Source organism: Plantactinospora sp. KLBMP9567 (assembly GCF_033446045.1).
Classification (GTDB): domain Bacteria; phylum Actinomycetota; class Actinomycetes; order Mycobacteriales; family Micromonosporaceae; genus Plantactinospora.
In genome coordinates, this window is sequence record NZ_JAWQRR010000048.1 from 19752 (window position 1) to 38344 (window position 18593).

Annotated in this window: 11 protein-coding genes; 7 read left to right on the forward strand and 4 right to left on the reverse strand. The window is 73.5% G+C overall.

Translation table 11 applies throughout. The features are described 5' to 3' along the window. Positions 1-111: 111 nt before the first annotated feature. Genes R6Y94_RS36135 through panD form a run of 3 tightly spaced genes read right to left on the reverse strand, consistent with a single transcriptional unit; the run spans position 112 to position 7866 of the window. Positions 112-1047 carry a hypothetical protein gene (locus tag R6Y94_RS36135; protein ID WP_318400982.1) on the reverse strand — a complete coding sequence of 312 codons (936 nt, stop codon included), beginning with the start codon at positions 1045-1047 and terminating at the stop codon, positions 112-114. After that, the gene (locus R6Y94_RS36140; RefSeq protein WP_318400984.1) at positions 1044-7511 is read right to left on the reverse strand and encodes a non-ribosomal peptide synthetase; all 6468 of its coding nucleotides are present in this window, start codon (positions 7509-7511) and stop codon (positions 1044-1046) included. The genes R6Y94_RS36135 and R6Y94_RS36140 overlap by 4 nt, the downstream gene beginning before the upstream one ends. After that, positions 7495-7866 (reverse strand): aspartate 1-decarboxylase, encoded by a 372-nt coding sequence (panD, locus tag R6Y94_RS36145; protein WP_318401047.1) that lies wholly within the window; start codon positions 7864-7866, stop codon positions 7495-7497. The genes R6Y94_RS36140 and panD overlap by 17 nt, the downstream gene beginning before the upstream one ends. Before the next feature lie 267 nt (positions 7867-8133). Between panD and R6Y94_RS36150 the strand changes: the two genes are divergently transcribed. Both R6Y94_RS36150 and R6Y94_RS36155 read left to right on the forward strand, forming a co-directional pair. Then, positions 8134-9732, forward strand: a complete 1599-nt coding sequence (locus R6Y94_RS36150) for an ABC transporter ATP-binding protein (RefSeq protein ID WP_318400986.1) — start codon at positions 8134-8136, stop codon at positions 9730-9732. Continuing rightward, complete coding sequence (locus R6Y94_RS36155) at positions 9729-11531, forward strand: ABC transporter ATP-binding protein (RefSeq protein WP_318400987.1); 1803 nt, start codon at positions 9729-9731, stop codon at positions 11529-11531. Before R6Y94_RS36150 ends, R6Y94_RS36155 begins: the two co-directional genes overlap by 4 nt. Here the strand turns inward: R6Y94_RS36155 and R6Y94_RS36160 are convergent. Then, positions 11476-11754 carry an acyl carrier protein gene (locus tag R6Y94_RS36160; RefSeq protein ID WP_318400988.1) on the reverse strand — a complete coding sequence of 93 codons (279 nt, stop codon included), beginning with the start codon at positions 11752-11754 and terminating at the stop codon, positions 11476-11478. The two genes, R6Y94_RS36155 and R6Y94_RS36160, sit on opposite strands and share 56 nt — an antisense overlap. A 164-nt stretch (positions 11755-11918) precedes the next feature. Here R6Y94_RS36160 and R6Y94_RS36165 point away from each other — a divergent pair, with 164 nt between their 5' ends. From R6Y94_RS36165 to R6Y94_RS36185, 5 genes are all read left to right on the forward strand, one after another. Next, complete coding sequence (locus tag R6Y94_RS36165; RefSeq protein ID WP_318400989.1) at positions 11919-13688, forward strand: condensation domain-containing protein; 1770 nt, start codon at positions 11919-11921, stop codon at positions 13686-13688. Further along, positions 13685-14671, forward strand: a complete 987-nt coding sequence (locus tag R6Y94_RS36170; protein ID WP_318400990.1) for a thiamine pyrophosphate-dependent dehydrogenase E1 component subunit alpha — start codon at positions 13685-13687, stop codon at positions 14669-14671. The genes R6Y94_RS36165 and R6Y94_RS36170 overlap by 4 nt, the downstream gene beginning before the upstream one ends. A gap of 20 nt (positions 14672-14691) precedes the next feature. Further along, positions 14692-15705 (forward strand): alpha-ketoacid dehydrogenase subunit beta, encoded by a 1014-nt coding sequence (locus R6Y94_RS36175; RefSeq protein WP_318400991.1) that lies wholly within the window; start codon positions 14692-14694, stop codon positions 15703-15705. Next, positions 15698-16861, forward strand: a complete 1164-nt coding sequence (locus tag R6Y94_RS36180) for a 2-oxo acid dehydrogenase subunit E2 (protein WP_318400992.1) — start codon at positions 15698-15700, stop codon at positions 16859-16861. The genes R6Y94_RS36175 and R6Y94_RS36180 overlap by 8 nt, the downstream gene beginning before the upstream one ends. A gap of 110 nt (positions 16862-16971) precedes the next feature. Further along, on the forward strand, positions 16972-18582 hold the full coding sequence (locus tag R6Y94_RS36185) for an AMP-binding protein (RefSeq protein ID WP_318400994.1): 1611 nt from the start codon (positions 16972-16974) through the stop codon (positions 18580-18582). Positions 18583-18593 lie beyond the last annotated feature (11 nt).

Sequence of the window (18593 nt, forward strand, 5' to 3'; positions counted from 1 at the left end):
TCGCCGGTCCTGGTCTGCCGGTCGGCCCGGCCGAAGGCGATGCGCTGGTCGGTGGCCGGCTCGACCGGACCCAGGTCGCCCAGGCGGGCGGTGGTCACGCCGAGCCGGCGGTCATCCCCGCCGCGCCTCGGCCGGTTCCTGCGACAACACCGTGATGGCCGGGAAGAACGGCACACCCCGATGGGTGATGAGGTGGCCGAAGTCGCGGCTGAACGCCCAGAGCACGAACTGCAACGACCGGTTCGGCGGCCACTGCTCGGCGTCCACGGTGCCCCACCGCTCCATCGAGATCAGCAGGAACGGGTCGGCGCCCAACCACTCGCCGTCCACCTCGAACTCGATCCACTCGTGGTAGATCGGGTACGGGATGGCGATGAAACCGCCGCAGGCCCGCCGCGCGGGTACGCCACGCCGGGTGGCGATGTCCACCAGGTGCCGGGTGGCGAGCCGGCAGTCGGCCAGCCCGGTGTCCCGGACGAAGCCGAGATCGGTGGAGAGTTCGTCGGGCAGGATGTGGAACTCCAGCGCCCGAACCTCCTCGATCATCTCCAGGTACGGGGCGCCGAAGGAGTACCGCGACGGCGTACGGGTCAGGTTCAGCTTGTAGTGCCCCGGCCGCAGGGCCTCGAACGTGCCCTCGTCCGCGCTCTCGGCCAGAGTCGGCTGCAACCGGATGTCGCAGGGCCCGTCGTGACCGGGCTCGGGGCAGTCGCCGACCACCTCGATCGCGAACGTGGTCTCGACCTGCACGTCGACGAGATTGAGCGCCCGCGACCACCACCGCATCGCCGTCCGGCGCGGGCACGGCAGTCGCATGTAGAGCCCGATGTTCTCCAGGTCGTCCTTGTGGAAGCGACGGTCGGCGCCGGTGCCACGGTACGGCAGGCCGCACTCCACCAGGTATTCCAGCAGTGCGGCGGGTATTCCGTGCGTGCGTATCGTCCGGTCGACACTCTCGGTGAAGCTCCGGTACCGGTCGGGCACCCTCCGGACGCAGTCCACGATGTGCGCGGCGGCGGTCAGGGTTTCCACGTCGGTGCTGCTCACTCGTCCTCCGATGGGGTCACGGCGGTGGTGGGGGCGTTGGTGGCCGCGGCGTCGACCACCCGGGCCAGCTCGGCCACGGTGGGGTGCTCGTACACCAGGTGCAGCGGCAGGTCCACGGCGAGTTCGACGCGCAGCCGGAAGGCCAGCAGGGTCACCGAGAGGGAGTCGCCGCCGAGCACGAAGAAGTCGTCCGCGGCGCCGACGGCGTCGAGGCCGAGCACCTCGGCGTACGCCTCGGCGACCACCCGCTCGGTGCGGGTGCGGGGCGGGCCGGGCGGCAGCCGGTGCGGCTCGCTCCCGGTCGGGACGGCGGACTCGGGCGCCGGCAACGCGGCGTGGTCCACCTTGCCGTTCGCGTTCCGGGGAACCGCCGGCAGGTTGACGAACGCGGCGGGCAGGTAGGCGGCGGGCAGCAGGCCACGCGCGTACTCGACCAGCGCCGCCGGGTCGACCGGAGTACCGCCGCGCCCCACCACGTAGGCCACCAGCCGGAATGTCCCGGATTCCCCCGACCGCGCCGTCACCACCGCGTCCGCCACGGCCTCGTGCCGAGCCAGCACGGCCTCCACCTCGCCGGGCTCGATCCGGATCCCGTGGATCTGCACCTGCCGGTCCTGTCGGCCCAGGTACTCCACCGTGCCGTCGGGCAACTGCCGGGCCAGGTCCCCGGTGCGGTACATGCGGCCGCCGGGTAGGAACGGGTCCGGCCGGAACACCGCCGCCGTCTGCGCCGGGTCGCCCAGGTACCCGCGTCCGACGCCGGGCCCGCCGACGAAGAGCTGCGCCGCGGTTCCGGCCGGTACCGGCGCCAGGTCCCGATCCAGGAGGTAGAGCCGGATGTGCGGGATCGGGCGGCCGACCGGACAACCGGCACCGGTGACGGTCGCCGGGACCCGGTAATGGGTCACGTCGTCCGAACACTCCGTCGGCCCGTACGCGTTGACCAGGCCGGCAGCGGGATACCGTGCCAGCCATCGGCGTGCGGTACGCCCCGGCAACGCCTCGCCGGTGGAGACCATCCAGCGCAGCCGGGGCAGGTCGACCGGCTCCTGTCCGGCCACCGTCGCCATCGCGGCCAGCATCGACGGCACCGCCTCGGCGACGGTGACGTCGGTCCGGGCCAGCTCGCGCAGCAGCCGCGCCGGGTCCCGGCCGTCGTGGTCGGTCACGACGACCACCGTGGCGCCGACCATCAGCGGGGCCAGGAACTGCCACACCGAGACCACGAACGTGGACCGGGCGGTCTGCGCCACCCGGTCGGCAGCCGTCAGCCCGAGTTCGTCGATCTTGGCGTACGCGTGGTTCAGCACGCCGCGTCGCTCGAGCATCACGCCCTTCGGCGTACCCGTGGACCCGGACGTGTGGAGCAGGCAGGCCAGGCTGCGCGGGCCGCCCCGGCGTGGCGGGTTGGTCGCCAGCGGGCCGAGCGAGATCGCGGCCCCGACGGTGATCACCGTGGGGCGGCGCGCCGGCTCCCAGTCGGCCAGCACCTTGTCGAGCACCGGCAGGCACTCGGTGGTGCTCAGCACGAGCGGGGCCGGGCTGCGGCGCAACGCCTCGCGCAGCCGCCGGACCGGGTCGGTCGGCTCCAGCGGCGTGTAGGCCGCGCCCACCTTCTGCACCGCGACGATCGCCGTGACCAGGTCGATCCCGCGACCGGCCAGGATGGGCACGACGGTCTCCGGGCCGGCACCGGCGTCCGCGACCAGCTCGGCCAGCCGGTTCGCCCGCCCGTTCAGCCCGCCATAGGTGATCGACTGACCCCGGCAGACCACGGCCACGGCATCCGGCGCCCGCTGCACCCGGGCCTCGAACAGCTCGGCGAAGCACTGATCGAGCCGGTCCGCACCGCTCTGCGCGCCGATCGCCGACCAGGGCTCTCCGTACCGGCCCTCGGGCCGGTCGGCGAGGTCGGCCAGGCACTCGCGGTAGTACCCGGCGATCGCTGTCACCTGCTCCGGTGGCAGGTCGGTGCAGTTCAGCGTCGCGCGGATCGAGCCGGTGAGCGGATCGGCGCTGAAGTCCGCGAGCAGCGGCAGGCCGGTACGGTCGAAAAGGTCGTCGTCGAGCACCTCGATGCCGGCCTGTTCCAGGCTGCGGTAGACGTGGAAGTGGGTGAAGTTGAAGGCCGTCTCCACGACCGGCCGGTGCCGCTGCCCGCGCACGATCCGGGTCACCGGGAAGCGCCGGTGCGGCAGCTGCGCGGACTCCGCGTCGAAGACCGCACGGACCAGGTCCGCCCAGGTGCCCGTACCGGTCAGCCGGGCCCGCACCGGCAGCGTGTTGAGGAACTGGCCCAGCACCCGGTCGCCGCCGGGTACGCCGAGCCGGCCGTTGGAGACCAGCCCCGTGACGACGTCCGCCTCCCCGGTGGCCAGGCTCACCGCACGCAGATGTGCCGCCAGCAGCACACTCTTGACCGGTACGGCGAGTGAGCGGGCCAGCGCCCGCAGGGCGGTGCCGGTCTGTTCGCTGATCGGCACCTCGACCACGTGCTGCGCCGCCGCGCCGTCCCGCGTCCAGCGCGGCAGGGGCGTGCCGGCGGTCCCGGCCAGCCGGTCCGTCCAGAACTCGGCGTCCCCGGCGCGCCGGGCCGCGAGCCGCTCCCGGGCGACGAAGTCGGCGTACGAGGTCGGGTGCGGTTGGACCGCCGCCGGTCGCCCGGCGAGCAGCGCCAGGTAGCGGGTGAACAGCTCGGTCAGCAGCGACGCGACGCTCCAGCCGTCGAGGACCGCCTCGTGCAGGGTCACGGTGAGCTGAAACCGGTCCGCCGACCGGCGATGGATGGCGAACCGCAGGAACGGCGGCCGGTCCCACCCGAACCGGTGCCGCTGGCCGGAGGCGCAGAATTCCGCGACCGCCCGCGACTGTTCGGCGTCCGGCAGATGGCTCAGGTCGTGCACCTCCAGCGGCACCGTCACCGTCCGGTGCACCAGTTGCAGCGGTTCGGTGTAGCCGAGCATCGCGAACGAGGTGCGCAGTGCCGGGTGTGCGTCGGTGAGCTGGTCCAGGGCCTCCCGGAAGGCGTCCACCCGCAAGGGTGCCCGCAGGTGCGCCGTCCGGGTGGTGTGGAAGACCGGCGCGTCACGCCGGAACTCGCTGTCGAACACCATCCCCGCCTGGCCGTGGGTGAGCGGGTACGCGTCCGCCACGCCGGCCGGCAACCGCGACCGGTCCGCATCGTCGATCAGGGCGAACGCCGGCAGTGGCCGGGTCTGGCCGTCGTCGTCACCGTCGCTGGCGACGCTGTCCAGCGCGTGGCTCAGCTCCCGGACGGTGCGGTGCTGGAACAGCTGCTGCACGGAGAGGTGGATGTTCCGCTCCGCGGCTGCGGCGCGCAGCTGGATGCTCCGGATCGAGTCGCCGCCGAGTGCGAAGAAGTCGTCGTCGATGCCGACCCGGTCGACGCCGAGCACAGCCGCCCAGACGGCGCACAGGATCTCCTCGCGCGGTAGCCGCGGCGCCGCGTACGGCAGATCGGCCCCGCGCCGGTCCCCGGTCGGCGCGGGCAGCGCGGCGCGGTCCAGCTTGCCGCCACGGGTCACCGGCAGCGCGTCGAGCGCGACGAACACGGCCGGAACCATGTACACGGGCAGCCGGTCGGCCAGGAACTCCCGCAGCGAGCTGTCGGACGGTGGGCTGCCCGGCCCGAAGACGCAGTACGCCACCAGCCCGCACCCGCCGCCGAGTTCGCGCACCACGACGGCCGCCTCCCGGACCGCCGGATGTTCCGACAGCGCGGCGGCCACCTCGGCGGGCTCGATCCGGAATCCCCGGAGCTTCACCTGCTGGTCCGCCCGGCCGAGGTACCAGATCCGGCCGTCCGGACCGAACCGCCCCAGATCGCCGGTCCGGTAGAGCCGGCCGCCCGGCTCGCTGGCCGTGGGTCCGTGGCCGGAGCCAGCGGCCGGATCCGGCACGAACCGGGTCGCGGTCAGCTCCGGCCGGCCCAGGTAGCCGCGCGCCACCGCCGGACCACCCAGGTAGATCTCGCCGGCGACGCCGACCGGCACCTGGCGCAGCCGCCGGTCCAGGATGGCGACGCGGTAGCCGGGCAGGGGGCGACCGATCGCCGGCGGCTCCTCCGGGCCGACCCGCTCGCCGGTGGCGTTGACCGTGCACTCGGTCGGGCCGTAGCAGTTGTAGGCGACGGTCCGCCCGGCCCGGCCCAGCACCGCGGCCAGCGGCGCGGGTAGCACCTCTCCGGCCACCAGCAGCAGGGCCGGCGGCCGCCCCGGCCCGCCGTCCTCGGCCAGCAGGCCGGCCGAGACCAGCGTCTCCAACTGGGTGGGGGTGGCGTTCACCACGTCCACCCGGTTACGGCGGAGGTAGTCGACCAGGAGCCGGTCGTCCCGGCGCAGCCACTGCGGCAGCAGGTGCAGCGTGTGCCCGTCCAGCAGCAGGACGAGCTGTTGCACCGAGGCGTCGAAGGTCAGCGGCGCGTTCAGCGCGACGTCGCGGTGGCCGTCCAGGTGCCGGTCGTACACGGCCGCGCGCATCGCGTCCCGGAACGCGCTCACCGACCGGTGCTCGACCAGTACGCCCTTGGGCGACCCGGTCGAGCCGGACGTGTAGATCGCGTACGCCAGGTTGTCCGGACGGGCCAGCGGGGTCGGTGGGATCACCTCCTCCTTCCGTACCTCGGACGCGACCACGTCCAGCCGGACGACCGGCATCTCGACGTTGCCGTCGAAGCCGACGGGCAGCAGTCCGGTACGGGTCAACAGCAGCGCCAGGCTCGCGTCCCGCGCCTGGAACGCGATCCGCTGCGGTGGGTCGTCCGGGTCGATCGGCGCGTAGCCGGCACCCGCCTTCTGCACGGCGAGCAGGGTCACCATCGCTTCCGGCGACGCGCCCAGGCAGAGCCCCACCAGCATGTCCGGCCCGACGCCGCGGCGGCGCAGGTAGTGCGCGAGCTGGTTGGCGCGCTCGTCGAGCTCGACGAAGGTCAGGCTCTCCTCGCCGCAGCGCACCGCCACCCGGTCGGGTGTGCGCCGCGCCTGCGCCGCGAACAGTTCGTGGAAGCAGGCGGGCTCCCGTACCCCGGGCGGCGCGACGGTGCCGAAGCCGGCGAGCTGGCGCCGCTGCGCGCCGGTCAGCACCGCCAGGTCCCCGATCGGTGTACCCGGCCGGTCGAGGGCATCGGCCAGCAACGTGCCGAGGTGCCCGGCCAGCCGGTCCGCGGCCTCGCCGTCCAGGGCGGCGCCGTTGTAGTGCAACGTCGCGGTGAGGCCGCCGGCCTCCCGCACGCAGCGGAGCATCAGGTCGTACCGCTCGGCGCAGCCGTGCACCTCGGTGAGCCGGAACGTGACCGCGCCGACGCGGTACTGCGGCTGCCCGGTCGCGTAGTCGAAGAGCACCGGCAGGTACGGTTCGCCGCCGGCCGGGTCGCCCGGTCGCCGCCACTCGGCGAGGCTGAAGTACGCGTGCCACCGGTCGATGTCGCGGTCGGCCGGGACCAGATCGGCCACGGTGCGGTCGAACGGGGTCGCCGCCCCGAGCCGGACCGGTCTGGGCACGTACCGGGTCATCGGGCCGACCACATCGGACAGCTCGGGGAGGTCCCGGCCGTCGCGGGCCACCGCCACGAGCGGGTCGGTCGCCGGGTCCAGCCGCCAGAGCAGCACCTGCCAGGCGGTCAGCAGCACCGACTCGACCGTGCCGCCGGTCGCCCGGGCCACCGCCTCCGCGGCGGCCAGCGTGTCCGGCGGCAGCTCGACGCCGCGCTGGTCCGGGCAGAACCGGCCGCCCGGTCCCGGTGGTACGCGGGCGAACGGCACCGGCCGGACGAGCGGTTCCGTGCCGTCCGCCCTGCCCGCCAGCGCCGCCCAGTGTGACCGGCCCGGCTCGCTGTCGGGCGACTGGAGCAGGTCGTCGAGCCACGCGGCCACGTCGGCGTACTGCGGCGGCGACTCGGCGTCCGGCGGCAACACCTGCGCTCCGTTGATTTCACCTGCCCTGCCGGTCAACGCGGCGTAGTGGCGTACGACGTCGCGCACCAGCAGCCGCATGGACCCGCCGTCGGTACGCAGCGCGGGTGCCCGGACGACCAGTCGGTGCCGGTCGGCGGCCAGCCGGATCAGGAGCGTCCGCAGCACCGGCTCGCCGGCCACGTCGAGGTCGACAGGTTCGGTGAGGGCCGCATCGAGACGCCGGTTCCGCTCGGCCTCCGCCGCTCCGGTCAGGTCGACCTCCCGCAGGTCGACCCGACCCCGGTCGGCGATCACCTGCACCGGCAGCCGCATGTTGCGCGGGACCGGGAAGGAGGTGCGCAGAATCTCGTGTTCGTCGACCACCCGCCGCAGGGCCTCGGTCAGGGCGACCGGGTCGAGCGGCCCGGTCGTCTCGACGTCGCACCGCAGGCCGTCCGGTGCGCCGTTCCGTTCGTCGAGCAACCACCGGCTCCGCTGGATCGGTGAGAGCCCGTAGCCGTCGCGCTCCGCCTCGTCACCGGTCGAGCTCATGTCCCAGTCTCGCTATCCGGTTCCGTTCGTCGACGAACACGACCTTCGGCTGGAACGACTTCAGCTCGTCCTCGTCCAGCACGCCGTACGCCATCAGGATGACGAGGTCGCCGGGGTGGACCAGCCGTGCGCCGGCGCCGTTGACGCCGATCACGCCGGACCCGCGCTCGCCCTCGATGGCGTACGTCACCAGGCGCGCCCCGTTCGTCACGTCCACCAGGTGCACCTGCTCACCGACCGCGATGTCGGCGGCTTCCATGAGGTCGAGGTCCACAGTCACCGAACCGATGTAGTGCAGGTCGCTGCGCGTGACGGTGGCGCGATGGATCTTCGATTTGAGTATGGAGCGATACACCAACTGCCTCCCCGGCAACCACTTCGAAATCCACCGATCGGCACGGACCACTTCTCCGGTGGCGTTGCGAGGACAGTAACGCCGATGCCCGGCGTCCATGAAGCGATCGTGTCGCCGACGCCCTACGGCTATCCTCCACACGTGCATCGCCTTGGTGGTAAGCCGGCGCATGCGCGGGTAGCGCATTCACCTGCGTCATTTTTCAGGTCCGTCTGCCGTCGACAATGGCGCCGTCTGGTCGGCAGCGCGGCGCTCGGTGTGGTCGCGATGGGCAGCCGGAGTTTCATTCCCGCCGCTTTCGGGATGGCGATCGACGCGATCCTGGACGATGGCGGGCGACGGTTCGCCGGCTGGGTGCTGGTCGTCACCGCGCTCGGCGTCGTCGGCGCGGCGGCCAGCGTGCTCAACCATCGGCTCGGGGTGCGGATCCGGCTGGCCGCGGGCTTCCACGTGCAGCGGCTGACCGTCCGGCATGTCGGCTGGCTCGGCGACACGCTGTCCCGGCGGATCGCCACGGGCGAGGTCGTCACGCTCTCCGGCATCGAGTCGGCGCACCTGGGCTTCAGTCTGGTGGCACTGGCCCGCGCGTTCGGCACTCTCGCCGGGATCGCCGTCGTCGCCGGCGTCCTGGTCACCCTCTCCGCGCCGCTGGGCCTGCTGGTGCTGGGTGGTGTGCCGGTGGTGATGGTCGCGATCGGCGCGCTGACGCCACCGCTGGAGCGGCGGCAGCAACGGGTGCACGAGGCGGCCGCCCTGACCGCCACGGCTGCCACCGACGCGGTCTCGGGCCTGCGGATCCTGCGTGGGATCGGGGGTGAGGAGACCGTGCTGGCCGGCTATCGCGAGATCTCCCAACGCCTGCGCCGGGTGAGCGAGGCCGTCGGTCGGTTCCGCTCCGTCCTGGACGGCGCCCAGGTGCTGCTACCGGGGCTGCTCATCGTCACCGTCACCTGGCTCGGATCCAGATTCGCGCTCGCCGGCCGGATCAGCCCCGGCGAGCTGGTCACCTTCTACGGGTACGCCGTCTTCCTGGTCCTGCCGCTGGCCGCCGCCGCCGACATCGCCGGCTCCCTCGCCCAGGGCTACGTCGCCGCCCGCCGGGTCAGCGGGCTGCTGCGGCTGGAACGGGACGTCCCCGCGCCGCGATCGCCACTGGCGCCCCCGCCGGTGGGGAGCCCGCTGGCGGACCACGACTACCGGTTGACCGTCCGGCCAGGGCTCCTGACCGGGGTGGCGTGCCGCTCCGCGGCGGACGCCGCGGACCTCGGTGACCGCCTCGCCCGATACGTCGACAGCGACGTCACCCTCGGCGGGGTACCGCTGCGCCGGCTGGCCCTGCCCGAGGTCCGCCGCCGCATCATGCTGGCCGGCTCCGACGACGTGCTGTTCGCCGGGCCCCTGCGGGACTCGCTCGACCCGCCCCGGCACGCCCCGGGGGTCAGCGTCGCCGACGCGCTGCGGGCCGCCTCGGCGGAGGACATCGTCGCCGCCCACCCGGACGGCCTGGACGCGCAGGTCACCGAGCGGGGGCGCTCGCTGTCCGGCGGGCAGCGCCAGCGCATCGCGCTGGCCCGCGCCCTGGTGGCCGACCCGGAGATCCTGGTGCTGCACGAGCCCACCAGCGCGGTCGACGCGCACACCGAGGCCCGCGTCGCGGACGGGTTGCGGACGCTGCGCGCCGGGCGGACCACAGTGGTCCTGTCGACCAGCCCGCTGCTGCTGGAGCGGGCGGACCGCGTGGTGCTGGTGGTGGACGGCCGGGTGGTGGCCGAGCACACCCACGCCGCGCTGCTTGCCACGAGCGCCGCCTACCGCGACTGCGTGACGCGGGGTGCCGTGGACAGCGACCGGGTGATGCCGGCGTGACCGGCGACGCCCTGCCGGTCGCCACCCCGGCGGAGGCGCGGGCCGTCGTCGTCCCCGTGCTGCGTGACCGCAGGCGGGCGCTCCTCGCCGTGCTGGCCCTGCACGTCGTCGCCACGCTGGCCGGGCTGGCCGGCCCGCGGCTGCTCGGCGCCCTGGTCGAGTCGGTGCAGCGGGGCGGTGGGCGCGGCCAGGTGGACCTGCTCGCCGGGCTGTTCGCGGTCACCCTGCTGGTCCGCGCGCTCTGTACCCGGTCGGCCCGACTCCGCGCCGCCGTGCTGGCCGAGTTCGTCCTGGCGCGGGTGCGGGAGGACTTCCTGGCCCGCCTGCTCCGGCTGCCGCCGTCCACGGTCGAGCGGTCGTCGACCGGAGAGCTGGTGACCCGGGCCACCACGGACGTCGAGACGCTGTCCGCGGCGCTGCGCCACGCCGTACCCGAGGTGACCGTCGCCGCCGCGGTGACCGGCCTGACCATCGGCGCCATGCTGCTGACCAGCCCGCCCCTGGCGCTCTGCGTCGTGGTCGGGCTGCCGCTGGTCGTCTGGAGCACCCGCCGCTACCTCCGGCGGGCGCCCGAGGGTTACCGGCGCGAGATGGCCGGCTGGGCGCGGGTGAACGCCGTGATCCAGGAGACCGCAGGCGGTGGCCGGTCCGTCGAGGCGCTACGCCTGGCCGAGCGGCGGGCCCGGGACACCGACGAGGCGATCGCCGAGGTGAGCGCGGCGGAACGGTACACGCTCCGGCTACGCACCACCTGGCTGCCCTGTCTGGAGGCGGCCTACCTGCTGGTCCTGGTCTCGGCGCTGGTCCTCGGGGGTCTGGGCCACCGCCAGGGCTGGGCCGGCCTCGGGCAGATCGTCGCGGTCTGCGTCTACGCCTGGCTGCTGGTCGGTCCGGTGGACACGCTGGTGACCTGGCTGGACGAGGTCCAGGTCGCCGCTACCGCGCTCGCCCGGATCGCGGGCGTCGCGGGGGCCGAGCCGCCACGCGGACCCGCGCCAACACCGAGGCCGCGCGGCGAGGCCGGCGTGCGAATCCGCGACGTGCGGTTCGGGTACGACGGCAGGGACGACGTGCTGCACGGCGTGAGCCTGGACGTCGCACCGGGCGAGCGGCTGGCGATCGTCGGGCCGAGCGGCGCCGGCAAGAGCACCCTCGGCCGGCTGGTCGCCGGGCTCGACCGACCCCGCTCGGGCACCGTGCGGATCGGCGGCGTCCCGATCGCCGACCTCCCACCGGAGCTGGTACGCGGGCACGTCGCGCTGCTGCCGCAGGAGAACCACGTCTTCGGCGGCTCCGTGGCGTACAACGTCACCCTGCCCGCACCGTCCGCTGGCCGGGACGCGGTCGAGCACGCCCTGCACCTGGTACGCGCGCTGGACTGGGTACGCGAACTGCCGGACGGCCTGGACACACCGATCGGCTCCGGCGGGATGCCGGTGTCACCCGCGCAGGCCCAACAGCTCGCCCTGGCCCGGGTGGTCCTGGCCGACCCGCCGGTACTGGTGCTGGACGAGGCCACCTCGATGCTGGACGACCGGTCCGCCCGTACCCTGGAGCGGTCGCTCGCCGACGTCCTGTCCGGACGGACGGTGATCGTGATCGCGCACCGCCTGCACACCGCCCGCGACGCCGACCGGGTGGTCGTGCTCGACGGCGGCCGGATCGCGGAGTTGGGCACGCACCGGGAGCTCGTCTCGGCGGGCGGCGCCTACGCGCGGCTGTGGGCGGCGTGGCGCGGGGACGTCAACGCGGCCGGGACAACAGCTCCGCCACCACCCGGCTCATCTGCCGTGGCGTAGGCGTGTCGAAGAACGACACCGGGTCGAGCGCCAGGCGGTAGCGGTCGCCGATCTCGGTCACCAGCATGACCATGCGGAAGGAATCCCCGCCGGCGGCGAAGAAGTCGTCATCGGGCCCGAGGTCCGGCCGCTCGAAGACCCGCCGCCAGGCGTCCACAACCACCGTCATGACGTCGGCCATGTCTTTTTCTGGCACGCCGTCACCGGCCGCCGAATCCGCCACGCATTCCTCCCCCGAGACCGCTGGGCGCGCCCAAGGTAGCACGCCTGCGGCGGTAACGGGATCGCGTCGATGTCGCTATTGACGCCGGATGGACCCGTTCCTAAAGTCCGGCGGAAGTCACGGTTATCTGGGACGGCCGCAGACTATTTTCGGGTGGGCGGAGAATGATTGTGGACGATGCGGTAGCCGTGGGCGAGGAGCGTGTTGCCTTCTCCGGCCTGCGGTCGGGAACGACGGCGCTCACCTGGGCGCAACGCTCCTGGTGGCCGGCGTACCGGACCGGCACCGAGTTCCTCTCCGTCGACCTACCGCTGCCCGGCCAGACCACGATGGACGACATCCGGGCGGCGGTCCGACGCCTCCTCGATCGGCACGAGTCGCTGCGCACCTGCTACCCCGTCACCGGTGGCGGGGAGCGGGTGCAGCGACTGCTCGGCGCCGGGGCGTACGACCTGCGCATCGAGCGGCTGGACGGTACGGTGGGCGACGGGCCGGCGGACCGGGCGGCGGGACTCACCGCCGAGCTGACGGGTACGCCCGTCGACCACGAGCGCGACGTGCCGGTCCGGGTGGGCGTGCTGGTGGGCGGGACCCGGCCGGTCCACCTGGTGCTGGTCGTCTCCGCGTTCGCCGTCGACTGCTGGAGCATCGCCACCCTGCGGCAGGACCTCGCCGCGCTGCTACCCGGCGGCGAACCCCCGGAGGCTCCCCCGCCCCGGCAGCCGGCCGGGATGGCCGGCTGGGAGCAGTCAGCCGCGGGCGCGCGGACCGAGGAAGAGGCGCTGGAGTTCTGGCGCGACCGGCTGGCGGAGATGCCACGGACGCTGTTCCCGGTCTCGCCGGAGTCCCCGGACCCGGCGGCCGACCCGCACTGGCTGTGCCGGTTCGACTCCACTCCCACTGCGGTGGGCTGCACCCTGTTGTCGACCCGGTACCGGGTGAGCACCGGGCACGTCCTGCTCGCCGGTCTCGCGGCGGTACTCGGCGCCCACACCGGCGTCGCCGCCTGCCCACTGGGGCTGATCGTGAACAACCGGATGGCCGACCCGGCCGCGGTCGGCTCGGCGATGCTCTACATGCAGGAGGGAATCTGCGCGGTACCGCTCGGCGACGCCTCGTTCCGCGAACTGGCGCTCGCCTGCCGGTCGGCGGCGATGGCGGCCCACCGGTACGCCCGCTACGACCCCGCCGCCAGGGACGCGGCCCTTGCCCGGGAGGCGCTGCGCCGGGGAATGGTCCCGATGCGGAGCTGCCTCGTCAACGACACCCGCCGGCCGGCGACGTTCCTGGCCGACGGTGCCACGCCCGAACTCCTCCGGGCACCCGACCTGGCCGGCGAGGCGGCGTGCCGCTGGCGGCCGTACGGCATGAACCTGCCCGGCGTCGACCTGTTCGTCACCGTGCTCAACCGGGCGGACACCGCATCCCTCGCGGTGCTCACCGACACCCGTCAGGTGTCCCGCACCGACGTCGCGGCCCTGCTGCGCGGCCTGGAACTGGTGATCACCCAGGCGGCCGTGGATGACCTGCGCCTCACCGACGTGGGGGCCCTGACCGGGCTCGGCCCGCCCGCCGCGCTGTCCACCTGGACGTTCGTCGAGCGGAGCTGGGTCAACCCGTCCTCTGTGGAACAGTGCCTACGGGCGACCGCCGGCACCGCCGACGTCCTGGTGCTGCCGGCCGACGACGGCGGGCGGCGGTCCCTCGTCGGATACGTCGGCCTGCCCGTCGGGGCGCCCGTGCCTGACCTCGCCGACCTGCACGCGCGCCTGACCCGGGCCGTGGACGGCGTCCGTGACGCGGTCGCGCCCGGACACTACGTGGTCTGCGCCGGCGCGCCGCAGGACGGCGGCTCCCCCGGGGCCTGGCGCCGGCTTCCGGTGCTGGCCGAGGGAACAGGCCGCGAACCGGTGCTCGCCGGGAGGCCGGGATGAGCACGCCCGAGGCGCTGCTCCACGGCGCCGTCGCCACCGGCCCGGAGGCGACGACCAAGCCGGACGCCGCGACCGACGCGGAGGCAGTCGCCTCCGCGGATGCCCTCGCCACCGAGGACCTGGACCTGCTGCTGACCATCCGCCATTTCGAGCGGAAGCTGCTCGCGCTGTTCGCCGCCGGGCACATCCCCGGCACCACGCACACCTGCCTGGGTCAGGAGTACGTCCCGGTGGCGATGCGCCCGTTCCTCGCGGACGCGTTCGTCTTCAGCAACCATCGGGGACACGGGCACTATCTGGCGAAGTTCGACGACCCGGCCGGCCTGCTCGCCGAGATCACCGGACGCGCCGGCGCCGTCTGCGGCGGCGTCGGCGGCAGCCAGCACGTGTACCGCGACGGGTTCTGCTCGACCGGCGTGCAGGGCGAGAGCCTTCCGGTGGCCCTGGGTGTCGCCATGCACCGACGGACCAGCGGCCGGCACGGCCTCGTCGCGGCCTACATCGGCGACGGAACCTGGGGCCAGGGGGTGGTCTACGAGACGCTCAACCTCGCCGCCCTGTGGCGGGCACCGCTGCTCGTCCTGGTGGAGAACAACGGGATCGCCCAGACCACCCCGATCGAGCGTCACCTGTCCGGCACCATCGCGGGGCGGGCCGCCGCGTTCGGCGTCCGGTACGTGCCGATCGACACGAGCCACATCCCGGAGATCCGCGACCGGCTCGCCGAGCCCGTCGCCGCGACCCTCCGGGGCGAGGGGCCACTGGTGGTGGAGTTCACGACGGCCCGGCTCGGACCGCACAGCAAGGGTGACGACACCCGCCCGCCGGAGGTGGTCCGCAGGTTGGCCGAGCGCGACTGGTGTGCCCAGTACGCCGCGCGGTGTCCGGCCGAGTTCGAGGCCGCCGACGCGCGGGCCCGGGACCGGATCGAGGCGGTGGCCCGCGACGTGCTGGCCCGCCCGCTGGCCGGGTGGCCGCAGTGAGCGCCGGACGGGTGGCCCCGGTGAGCGCCGGACGGGTCGCCGAGCGGCTCACCGCGGCCCTGCACCAGCTCTTCGCCGACGACCCACGGCTGTTCCTGCTCGGGCAGGACGTGCTCGACCCGTACGGCGGCGCCTTCGGCATCACCCGTGGCCTGTCCACCCGCTATCCGGACCGGGTACTGGCCACGCCGATCAGCGAGGGCGCGATGAGCGGGGTCGCCGCCGGGCTGGCCCTCGCCGGGGACCGGGTGCTGGTCGAGGTCATGTTCGGCGACTTCGTGACGCTCTGCTTCGACCAGATCGTGAACTTCGCCGCCAAGTCCGTCACGATGTACGGCCAGCGGCTGCCGATCGCCATGGTGGTGCGCTGCCCGGTCGGCGGCAACCGCGGGTACGGGCCGACGCACAGCCAGAACCTGCAGAAGCACTTCCTCGGCGTACCCGGTCTGGCACTGTACGAGCTGTCCGCGTTCCACGACCCGCTGGACGTGCTCACCGAGATGTTCGCCCGGCGGGAGCCCGGCATCTTCTTCGAGGACAAGGTGCTCTACACGACGCCGGCAGCGCGTGACGGGTCGGTGGACGACCTGTTCCGGTACGAGCTGCTCCCCGGCGCCGGGACGTGGGCCCGGGTGTCCATCATGGATGGCGGTCGACCGGACCAGCTCGTCATCGCGCCGGGTGGCGTGGCGCCACGGGCACTCGCGGCGATGCGGCAGGCGTTCATCGAGGACGAGTGCGTCAGCGAACTGCTCGTACCGGCCCGCCTGTACCCGGCGGACGTGGGGCCCGTACTGCCGCTCACCTCCGGGGTACGCCGGATCCTGGTGGTCGAGGACGGCGTGGCCGGTGGCGGCTGGGGCAACGAGATCGCCGCCCACCTGCACGACCGCCTCTGGGGCGTGCTGCCCGAGCCGGTGCGCCTGGTCCGGCCGGCCTGCGGGGTGATACCGGCCGCACCGCACCTGGAGCGTCGGTTCCTCGTCCAGGACGAGACGATCCGCGCCGCCCTGCGGGGGGAGAACCATGGCTGAACTGGCGGTGCCGACGCTCAATGCGAACGACACCTCGTACGTCCTCACCGAGTGGCTGGTGCCCGACGGCGGCCGGGTCTCCGCCGGCGACCCGGTGGCGTTGATCGAGACGTCGAAGGCACTGGCGGACCTGGCCACCGAGACGACCGGCTACCTGCGGCACGCCGTGGTCGCCGGCACCACCTGCGAGCCCGGCCAGGTCGTCGCCCACGTGCACGCCGAGCTGGCCGCCCCGACCGACACGCCGGAGCCGGCGGACGGGACCGGCAGCGCGGAGGCGGCCGCCCCGACCGACACGCCCGAGCCGGCGGGCGGGACCGGCAGCGCCGAGGTGGCTCCGGTCGTCAGCCGGGCAGCCGCGGAGTACCTGGCCGAGCATGGCATCCCGATGGCGGCCGTCGCCGCGCTCGGCAAGCGGGTGGTCAAGCTCTCCGATGTAGCAGCGCTGCGCGCCGGCGGCCGGGGCGGGACCGGCGACCGCCGCCAGCTCTCGGCACACCAGCGGGCCGTCGCACGGACGGTCGCCGCCTCGCACGCCACGATTCCCAGCGCGTTCGCCGCGGCCAAGGTGCAGGCCGCGCCGCTCCTCGCCGAGCTGCGCGAGATCGGCGGACGGCAGGGCGGGTTCATCGGCATCCCGGAGCTGGTGGTACGAGCGCTGGCGCGACTGCACGCGGAATGGCCGCTGTTCTACGCCACCGTGCACGACGACCTGAGCCTGACACTCGCCGCCACGCCCGACATCGGCGTCACGGTCGACGTCGGCGGCGGGCTCTACGTCCCCGTCCTCCGGGAGGCGGCCGCGCGGACGCTGGCGGACATCTCGGGCACCCTGATGGACTTCCGGGCACGTGCCCGCCGCCGCACGCTCCGCGAATCCGATCTCCGGGGCGGGAACATCACCCTCTCGCTGCACAGCGATCCGGGAATCGTGCTGGCCCGACCGATCGTCTTCCCCGGTCAGACCTGCACCGTCACGCTCTGCGCCCTACAGGAGGAGGTCTACCTCGACGAGGATGGCGTGGCCCGCACCCGGCCGTTCTTCCACCTCGGCATCACCTACGACCATCGGGTGGTCAACGGCCGGGAGGCCACCGCCTACCTCACCGCGATCGGCGCCCGCCTGGCGGCGGGGGCCGGCGAGGAACCGGCGTGACGGCGCCCGCGGACGCCACCGCAGGCGACGGCGCCACCGTAGCGCACCACAGCTTCCAGGATCGGCAGGCCCACATGTCGCCAAGTGCTTACAGTGGTTCGAGAGACGGCGTGGGTACCCGCACCCTCGCCGAGTGGTTCGCCCACGGGCTACACGGCGGCCACGATCGCATCGCGCTCCGCATCGGTCGCGCCAGTTGGACGTACGGTGAACTCCACGACCTGGCGCTGTGCTGGGCGGGCACCCTGGTCCGCCGGTCCGGAGGTAGCCCCGCTGCGGTCGGTGTGCTCGCATCCCGCACGATCGAGGCGTACGCCGGGATCCTCGCCGCGCTGTACGCCGGGGCGGTGGTGGTGCCGCTCCACCCCGGTTATCCGGCCGAGCGCACCGCCGCGATGGCCCGGGAAGCCGGCGTGGGCATTCTCATCGCGGACGGCCGCGGAGTGACGGTCGCCGCCGACGGTGCTGGCCCGCTCGCCGGACTGCCCGTACTGGTGCCCGATCCGGCGGTCGTCGCGGCCGGACGACCGCTCCTGCGTCCCGACCCGGCGGCGGCGTTGGCCGATCCCGTGGCCGTCGACCCCGGCGGCGTCGCCTACGTGCTGTTCACCTCCGGGTCGACGGGTCGCCCCAAGGGCGTACCCGTGACGCACGCGAACATGGACTGGTTTCTGGAGTACAACCAGGCGCGTTATGGCATCACCCCCGACGACGTGCTTTCCCAGACCTTCGACATCACCTTCGACCTGGTGATGTTCGACCTGTTCATGGCTTGGAGCGCGGGTGCCACCAGCGTGTGCACGACGCCGCACGCGTTCGCGAACCTGCCCGACTTCGTCCGGAATCACGGCCTGACCGTCTGGTTCTCGGTGCCCAGCGCCGTGCGCCTCGTCCACCGGGCGGGGGGCCTGTCCGCGAACAGCATGCCCTCGCTGCGGTGGAGCCTGTTCTGCGGTGAGGCGTTGACCGCCCGCGACGCGACGGACTGGCAACTGGCCTCCGCCGGCTCGGTGGTGGAGAACCTCTACGGGCCGACCGAGCTGACTCTCGCCTGTACCGCCTACCGGTGGAACCCGCAGCGTTCGCCGGCGCTGTGCGTGAACGACGTCGTGCCGATCGGGACGGTCTATCCCACGATGGAGGGCGTCCTGTTGGGCGCGGACGGCAATCTCGCGGCGGACGAGGGCGAGCTGTGCGTCACCGGACCGCAGATGTTCCCCGGATACCTCGACCCCGCGGACGACGCCGGCCGGTTCCTCGACCATGACGACCGTCGCTGGTACCGCACCGGCGACCTGGTACGCCGTGCCGGTACGGCCGGACTCGCCTACCTGGGCCGGATAGACCAGCAGATCAAGATGCGCGGCTACCGTATCGAGCCGTCCGAGATCGAGGCCGCGGCGCGGCGGGAACTCGGCGTGTCGGATGCGGTCGTGGTCGGGTTCACCACGGCTACCGGCGACGTCGAACTGGCGCTGTTCTACCTCGGCGCACCGATGGCACGGAAACAGATCATCGACGGCCTCCGAGCCACCCTGCCGGACTTCATGGTGCCCCGGCGGCAGTGGCGTCTTGACGAGTTTCCCCTGAACGACAACCGAAAGGTCGATCGCCGTGCCCTCGTGGGGTTGGCCGAGAAGTTGGCCTCCGACTACCCCACGGCTGCCGGCCACGGCCGCTACGACGTACCGAACCAGGATTCACGCGCCCGTGCGCGGTAGGTCGTACCGCA